This is a genomic window from Campylobacter showae CC57C (genome assembly GCF_000344295.2).
In the GTDB taxonomy this organism is placed as follows: Bacteria; Campylobacterota; Campylobacteria; order Campylobacterales; family Campylobacteraceae; genus Campylobacter_A; species Campylobacter_A showae_B.
The window spans coordinates 26156-33769 of sequence record NZ_AOTD01000036.1; the positions used below are offsets into that span (position 1 = coordinate 26156).

A 7614-nucleotide genomic window follows, 5' to 3' on the forward strand; every position below is an offset into this window, starting at 1 on the left:
GCAAATTTTTGGACGGGTTATAGTTGCAAAGTTTAAATTTAGACGCAAAAACTTATGTCCGTGAGCTTTTATCAAATTTACCGCTCAAATTTGGACTAAATTTGGAGCCGTAAATTTAAACCGAGTTATCTATATCGCCAACCTCAAATTTGCGTCCAAAACCTGCGTCAAATTTAAGCTCAAATTTGACGAAAAGCCCACTCTAGCAGCCTATTTACTGCACTTAGCTAAATTTAAATAAAACCGATTTATCCGCCTAAAAGCAAAGTTTTTGTAAAATCAAAAGCATTAAAAAGGACGAAAAATGAGCGATTTTACAGATTTTACGCACCTACACTTGCACACGGAGTATTCGCTACTTGACGGCGCGAACCGTATCAAAGAGCTAGCCAAAACGCTAAAAAGCCAAGGCGTCAAAGCCGCAGCCATCACCGATCACGGCAATATGTTTGGCGCTATAGACTTTTACAAAACGATGAAAAATGAAGGCATAAAGCCGCTCATCGGTATCGAAGCCTACATCCACAACGGCGAGGAACTAGGCGACAAAAGCACCAAGCAGCGCTTTCACCTCTGCCTCATCGCCAAAAACGAAATCGGCTACAAAAACCTGATGTATCTTAGCTCCATGAGCTACATTGAGGGGTTTTATTATTACCCGCGCATCAACAAAAAGATATTAAAAGAGCACAGCGAGGGTATCATCTGCTCCTCGGCGTGCCTGCAAGGCGAGGTGAACTGGAACCTCAACCAAAGCGAGAGAAATTTGCGTTTCGGCGCGGGCGGATACGAGGCGGCAAAGGAAGCCGCGCTGTGGTACAAAGAGGTCTTCGGCGATGATTTTTACCTCGAGATCATGCGCCACGGTATCGGCGATCAGCGCAGGATCGACGATGAGATCTTGCGCCTAGCAAAAGAGCTAAACATCAAGGTCATCGCAACCAACGACACGCACTACACGTTTAAGCAAAGGGCCGACGCGCACGAGGTTTTCATGTGTATCGCGATGAACAAACTGCTTGACGATCCAAACCGCCTGCGCCACAGCGTGCATGAGTTTTATGTCAAGACGCCCGCGCAGATGAGCGAGCTTTTCGCCGATATCCCAGAAGCCGTTACAAACACGCAGGAAATCGTTGATAAATGCGACCTCTCGATCAAGCTAGGCGACGCTACGCCGCCCAATTTTAAATTTACGCTCGAGTACGCCGCCGAGCGAAATTTGAGCCTGCCTGAGCCTGATAAGCGATATAGCATACCAAACGACAGCGTGCTGTTTGAGCACGAGTGCAGGCAGGGGCTCGAGGAGAGGCTGAAATTTGTCCCGGCAGAGCGCCACGAGGAGTACAAAGCACGTCTGCAGCGCGAGATAGATATCATAAACAAGATGAATTTCCCAGGCTACATGATGATCGTTTGGGACTTTATCAACGAAGCTAAAAAGCGCGGCGTGCCGGTGGGTCCGGGGCGCGGCTCGGCGGCGGGAAGTCTAGTAGCCTATAGCCTAAAGATCACCGACCTTGATCCGCTGCCGTATAACCTGCTTTTCGAGCGTTTTTTGAACCCCGAGCGCGTGAGTATGCCCGATATCGACGTGGACTTTTGTCAAAACCGCCGCGGCGAGATCATCGACTACGTTATAGAAAAATACGGCAAATTTAACGTCGCGCAGGTTATTACATTTGGTAAGCTGTTGGCAAAGGGCGTCATTCGCGACGTCGCGCGCGTATGCGATATGCCCTACGCCGAGGCGGACGCTATGGCAAAACTCATCCCAGACGAGCTAGGCATCACACTAGAACAAGCCTTTGAAAAAGAGCCAAAGATCGGCGAGCTGATAGCAAGCAACTCAAATGCAAACAGAATCTGGAAATTTGCCCTTGATCTGGAGGGCTTAAACAGGAACGCCGGTATGCACGCGGCGGGCGTGGTCATCTCAAACGAGGAGCTGTGGAACAAAACCCCGCTTTTCCGCCAGCCAAACGCCGAGGAGGATCACTTCGTCACGCAGTATAGCCTAAAGTATCTAGAGGACGTCGACCTCATCAAATTTGACTTCCTGGGGCTAAAGACGCTAACCGTGATAGATAATGCGGTTAAACTCGTCAAAAAGAGATTTGGCAAAGAGATAATCTGGGAGCAGGTCAATAAGAACGACCCCAAAACCTACGAGACGATCAGTAGCGGCCAGACGCTGGGACTGTTTCAGATAGAAAGCGAAGGCATGCAAAAAGTCGGAGCCGATATGCGCCCCGACTGCTTCGAGGATATCATCGCTATGATCTCGCTTTATCGCCCGGGCCCGATGGATCTTATACCGGATTTCATCAAGCGCAAGCACGGCCTGGAGCCTATCACGTACATTTTCCCAGAGCTTCAGCCAATTTTAGAGCCCACCTACGGCGTCATCGTCTATCAAGAGCAAGTTATGCAGATCGTGCAGACTATCGGCGGCTTTTCGCTAGGAGGCGCCGATCTCGTGCGCCGCGCGATGGGTAAAAAGATAAAAGAGGAGATGGATAGGCTAAAGGGTAAATTTATCGAGGGAGCCGAGGCACAGGGGCTAGACGGTAAAAAGGCCGACGAGCTGTTTGAGCTCATTTTGCATTTCGCTTCGTACGGATTTAACAAATCCCACGCCGCGGCCTACACCTATGTGACCTTCCAAACGGCCTATATGAAAACGTACTATCCGGCCGAATTTATGGCGGCTCTCATCACGAGTGAGGAGACCAATGCCGATAAGATTTCGCGCTACATCGACGAGTGTAAGCGCCTGGATATCGCTATTCTGCCACCGTCGGTCAATAAATCCGCCAAAGAATTCTCAGTCGTTAGCGAAGGGGGCAAGGATGCCATCATCTACGGCCTAGGCGCAATAAAGGGTGTCGGAGGCGCAGCGATAGAAAATATCCTAGAAGAGCAGGCCAAGGGCGAGTTTAAGGATATCGACGACTTCGTCTCGCGCGTGGATAACTTTAAGGTAAATAAAAAAGTCTTTGAAAGCCTCATAAAATCGGGCTCGTTTGATAGTTTCGGCCTAACGCGCAAGATGATGCTAAACAACCTAGATAACATCGTAGAGGCGTGCAAAAACGCTGCTACTATCAAGAAAAACGCGGCCGAGAGCCTCTTTGGCGATGACGAGAGCATGGCAACGGTTAAAACTAGTCTCGTGCGCGACGACTCCGAGCTAGAGCTAAAAACTAAGCTCAAATTTGAGCTAGAAAGCGTAGGTATCTATCTCTCCGGCCACCCGCTAGACGAGTACCGCGAGCAAATCTCAAAGATAAACTACACGCTAAGCGATAAATTTGACGAGCTGCCGGAAAACGGCGAGATGCTGCTCGTGGGCAAGATCGAGGATCTCACGACTAGGATCAGCAAGAAAAACGGCAAAAAAATGGGCACGATCGAGATGCTGGATTTTCACGGTACGGTCGAGATCGCGGTCTTTGACAGAGGCCTTGGTGCGGTCGAGTCGATGAGTGCGGATGAGCGCGATTTGCCGCATGCGTTTAAGGTTCGCTATTCCAAAGACGGGCAGTTCATGCGCATAAATTTGGATAAAATTTTGACACTAGACGAGGCTGCGAGTATGGACTTTTCGCATCCGCTCGAAAAATACAAAGAGCAAATCGAGCAGATAAAACACACGCCTAGCAAGGACTTTGGCAAGATAGATAAGACCAGCGAGATCCTAGTCGTCGGCAAGATCGCCGAGATCGCTAAAATCCCTAGTAAAAAAACCGGCAAAGAGTTTATGATGCTAAGCATCATGGATCTTTTTAGCACGTTTAAGGTTGCGGCGTTTGACTCCGAAAAAGGGCTTATCGAGAGCCTAACCGACGAGCAAAAGGACGCTCCGCTAGCATTTAAGGTGCGTTACTCCCGCGACGATCAGGGCGCTCGCATAAATCTAATCGACGTCGTAAGCCTCGAGGACGCGCGCGATATGAATTTCCAAAGCAGAAGCTTTAGGCAGCGTAAGGAAAGTAGCAGCAGTGGCAGCTATCAAAATGGCTCGGCCGCTAGCGAAAGCAGAAGCAAAAGAGAGCTCGAGGATCTGGTTTTGGAGCTAAATTTGGATGAAACGGGCAAAGATCTCATCACGCAAATTTACCGCGCCGCCATCGGCGAACACCGCGCTGCAGCCGATAAAAACAACAAGCGTCTGATCATCCGTATCAAAGATGCGCAAGAAGGCCGCGCGCTGGTTTATACGACGGAGTTTATCGTTGGAGAGGGGTTTGAGGAAAGAGCGCTGGGTTTAAAACAAGCCGTTTAAATTTGACGGCTTGTCTTTTGAATTTAAAGTTGAGAAATTTGCCTATCCAAAAAAAGCTAATGAAGCTTGAAAAAGCGGCGTAAATATACTAAAACCCATAGATAAAACCGCAGAAAAGAAAAATCTGGACGTAAAAGTCCAGCCGTTTTCTTATAAATTTGGCTTCCAAAGCCATTTTTTAATTTCAAATGATACAATTCTGATTTCAATTATTAAATTATAGCTTTTAAATTTGACGGGAGCTCTCATGAAAAAACTGGTTTGGCTAAATCCTGTTGTAAAAAGTATCTACGACTTTGCGGCGCTTAAAAAGAGCTTGCAAGACAAAGGTTTTAGCGTAGTAGAGTGCGAAAAAGACCACGTTAATAGCGTCAAAAACGCATACAAAAATAGCCTCGCGCAAAAGAAACTCATCTTTGATAGTCGCTGTCCTAGGGCTGCAAATTTCATCAGGGCAAATTTCAAAGAGCAGGCCGCTCTCATCTCAAATTTAAACCCTATTTTAATAGAAAGCGCCATGGAGCTTAGCTCAAGGCTAAAAGAGGACGAGTGGCTTTACGTGACGACGCCCTGTGAGGACTTGTCCGAGCTTGGAAGGGAGCTAAATTTGGAGCGAACCACATTTTTAACCTGGAAAAGCTTCAAAGAGCAAAATGGGATAAATTTAGAGACAAAAAAGCTCGAAGCAAGCCCGGTACCGCCGGGATTTTTTTCAAATTTAGGGGTAAAAACTCTAAGCCTTGGCAACAAAGAAAAGATACAAAACGCTCTTTCATATAAATTTAGCGAGCTTAAAAACTACCGGATCATAGAGCTTTTATACTGCGAAAACGGCTGTCACAACGGAGATGGGCTGTGAAGGAAATCTTTAAAAAGAGCATTTTAGTTTTGGTGATCTTTGCCATCTGGCAGGTCGTCTGCGAGCTAGAGATTTTCACACCATATATCTTGCCAAGTCCAGCGACGACCTTTAAGACGATGTTAGCCATGATACAAAGCGGCGAGCTCGTCACGCACATGGTCATCAGCTTTAAGCGTATATTTGCAGGCTACGCGCTCTCCTTTGCCCTGGCACTTGTGCTTGGCGGTATTGCAGCGCTTTTGCCAAAGATCGGCGTTTATTACGAGTGGATACTGGAGTTTTTTAGAAACATCCCGCCGCTTAGCCTGATCGCCATTTTGGTGCTTTGGTTTGGCATAAACGAGACGCCAAAGATCATTATCATCATCCTAGCCTCGTTTTTTCCGATGTTTCTTAGTATCTCAAAGGGACTAACTAGCTGCGACGTTAAGCTCATTGAGGTCGGTAAAATTTTTGGCTTTAGCAAATTTGAGATTTTTTACAAGATCATTTTTAAAAGCGCGCTAAAAGATATCTTTGTCGGTATGCGAATAGGCTTTGGCTACGCTATGCGCGCGATCATCGGAGCGGAGATGATAGCGGCCTCAAGCGGGCTAGGCTACTTGATCCTTGATGCCGAGGAGCTTTCACGCGCGGATAGGATATTTGTAGGCATTTTTACTATCGGCGTTTGCGGCGTGCTCATAGATAGGATATTTTTGCTCTTGATAGCGAAATTTAGCCTTTTGCGAGGTGAAAAATGATAGAAATTTCAAATTTATCCAAGCATTTTTTCATCCACGGCAAGCGCATTGACGTCTTAAAAGAGCTAAATTTGAGTATAAAAAAAGATAAGATCACCGTCATACTCGGCAGGAGCGGCTGCGGCAAAACTACGCTTTTGCGCCTCATCGCCGGCCTTGAAAGCGTAAGCCTTGGCGAGATTGGTTTTAAGGAGCCTGCAAAGATCGGCTTTGTCTTTCAAGAAGCCCGCCTCATGCCATTTTTAAACGTCTATGAAAATATCATTTTTGCGCTTAAAAAGCATGAGATCGAGCCAGCAAAGATAGATAGTCTGATCTTCATGATAGGACTTAGCGACTTTAAATTTGCCGCCGTTTCGCAACTCTCTGGGGGCATGAGCTCGCGCGTTTCGCTTGCGAGAGTGCTTGCATATGAGGCAAATTTGATCCTCATGGATGAGCCGTTTGCTGCGCTTGATACATTTACGAGAGCTAGCATGCAGGCTGAAATTTTAAAAATACAAGCCGGCAAAACTATCCTTTTTGTCACGCACAACATCGACGAGGCGCTATTTTTGGCTGACGATATTATATTGCTTGAAAAAGGCGGTATAAAATCAAGCTACGATCTATCAAATTTAGTAAGACCGAGAGACTTGCTAAGTGGCGAGCTAATAGCCGTAAAGCGCAAAATTTTGAGTGAAATTTAGGATAAAGATAGATGATAATTAAAACCAAAATGAAGCAAAAAATTTATATAATCCACAAAATTTAAATCACAAGGAGCAAATATGAGAAAGTTTTTCAAGGTTTTATGTGCAGCCTCTTTGCTTTGCCTCGTCGCAAACGCAAGCGAGAGCCTAGACAAGATCGGCATGACCTACGTCAAATCGCCGCTAAACGTCCCATCTATCGTCGATAAATTTAAAGGCTTTTACACGAAGTCTTTTGGCGTGCCGGTGGAGTACTCTGACATAACATCAGGTGCGAAGCAGACGCAAGCGCTAGCTTCAAATTCGCTCCAGTTTTTAAATTGCGTGGGCGGCACCTCGGTTATACTAGCGGCTGCAAATAAGGCTGATATCAAGATCATAAGCGCTTATTCAAGGGCGCCAGAGGCATTTGTGATATTTTCTAAGGACCAAAACATAAAGTCGCCAAAAGATCTAAAAGGTAAAAAGGTAGCAGGTCCAAAGGGCACAATCTTAAACGAGCTTTTGGTTAGATACCTAGCTCTTGGAGGGCTTAGCATAAATGACGTCGAGTTCGTATCTATGGGCATCCCGGCTGCGCAGGCTGCGCTAGAAAACGGTAGCGTTGATATGGCGCTTCTTGCGGGACCTGCTGCTTATAACGCTCAAAAATCAGGCCTACACGTCGTAACAACCGGCAAGGGCGTCATCACTCCGGTCATCGTCACAGCAACAAGCGGAGAGTTTTATAAAAAGCATAAAGATGTCGTTGAGAAATTTAAAAAGGCTCAGGATGAAATTTTGGCATTTATAAATGCAAACGAGGACGAGGCGCTCAAACTCACAGCCCAGGAGACCGGACTTAGCCTAGAGGCGGTAAAGAGCATGTATCCTCAGTATGACTTTAGTCCAAAGATCACGGCTGAAGATATAAAAGCGCTTGAAGCTACGCAAGAGTTTATGCTTGAGAGCAAGATGATAGAGCAAAAAATAGATATAAAATCACTTCTACTAAACTAAAATTTAAAGGGCAAATTTGCCCTTTAAATT

Annotated in this window: 5 protein-coding genes; all 5 read left to right on the plus strand. The window is 46.4% G+C overall.

The genetic code is table 11. From position 1 onward, the window contains the following. Positions 1 to 304: 304 nt before the first annotated feature. Complete coding sequence (dnaE, locus tag H740_RS01545) at positions 305 to 4288, plus strand: DNA polymerase III subunit alpha (RefSeq protein ID WP_004322177.1); 3984 nt, start codon at positions 305 to 307, stop codon at positions 4286 to 4288. 247 nt (positions 4289 to 4535) lie between these two features. Then, positions 4536 to 5147 carry a hypothetical protein gene (locus tag H740_RS01550; RefSeq protein WP_004322179.1) on the plus strand — a complete coding sequence of 204 codons (612 nt, stop codon included), beginning with the start codon at positions 4536 to 4538 and terminating at the stop codon, positions 5145 to 5147. Then, on the plus strand, positions 5144 to 5893 hold the full coding sequence (locus H740_RS01555; RefSeq protein WP_004322180.1) for an ABC transporter permease: 750 nt from the start codon (positions 5144 to 5146) through the stop codon (positions 5891 to 5893). Before H740_RS01550 ends, H740_RS01555 begins: the two co-directional genes overlap by 4 nt. After that, positions 5890 to 6582, plus strand: coding sequence for an ABC transporter ATP-binding protein (locus H740_RS01560; RefSeq protein ID WP_004322182.1), 693 nt, complete (start codon positions 5890 to 5892; stop codon positions 6580 to 6582). The genes H740_RS01555 and H740_RS01560 overlap by 4 nt, the downstream gene beginning before the upstream one ends. A gap of 81 nt (positions 6583 to 6663) precedes the next feature. Further along, on the plus strand, positions 6664 to 7584 hold the full coding sequence (locus tag H740_RS01565; protein ID WP_004322184.1) for an ABC transporter substrate-binding protein: 921 nt from the start codon (positions 6664 to 6666) through the stop codon (positions 7582 to 7584). Positions 7585 to 7614: the final 30 nt, after the last annotated feature.

What these genes read in the sequence shown, in the direction of transcription:
- dnaE (WP_004322177.1), top strand. Translation starts at nt 305, where the DNA reads ATGAGCGATTTTACAGATTTTACGCACCTACACTTGCACACGGAGTAT.
- H740_RS01550 (WP_004322179.1), top strand. Translation starts at nt 4,536, where the DNA reads ATGAAAAAACTGGTTTGGCTAAATCCTGTTGTAAAAAGTATCTACGAC.
- H740_RS01560 (WP_004322182.1), top strand. Translation starts at nt 5,890, where the DNA reads ATGATAGAAATTTCAAATTTATCCAAGCATTTTTTCATCCACGGCAAG.
- H740_RS01565 (WP_004322184.1), top strand. Translation starts at nt 6,664, where the DNA reads ATGAGAAAGTTTTTCAAGGTTTTATGTGCAGCCTCTTTGCTTTGCCTC.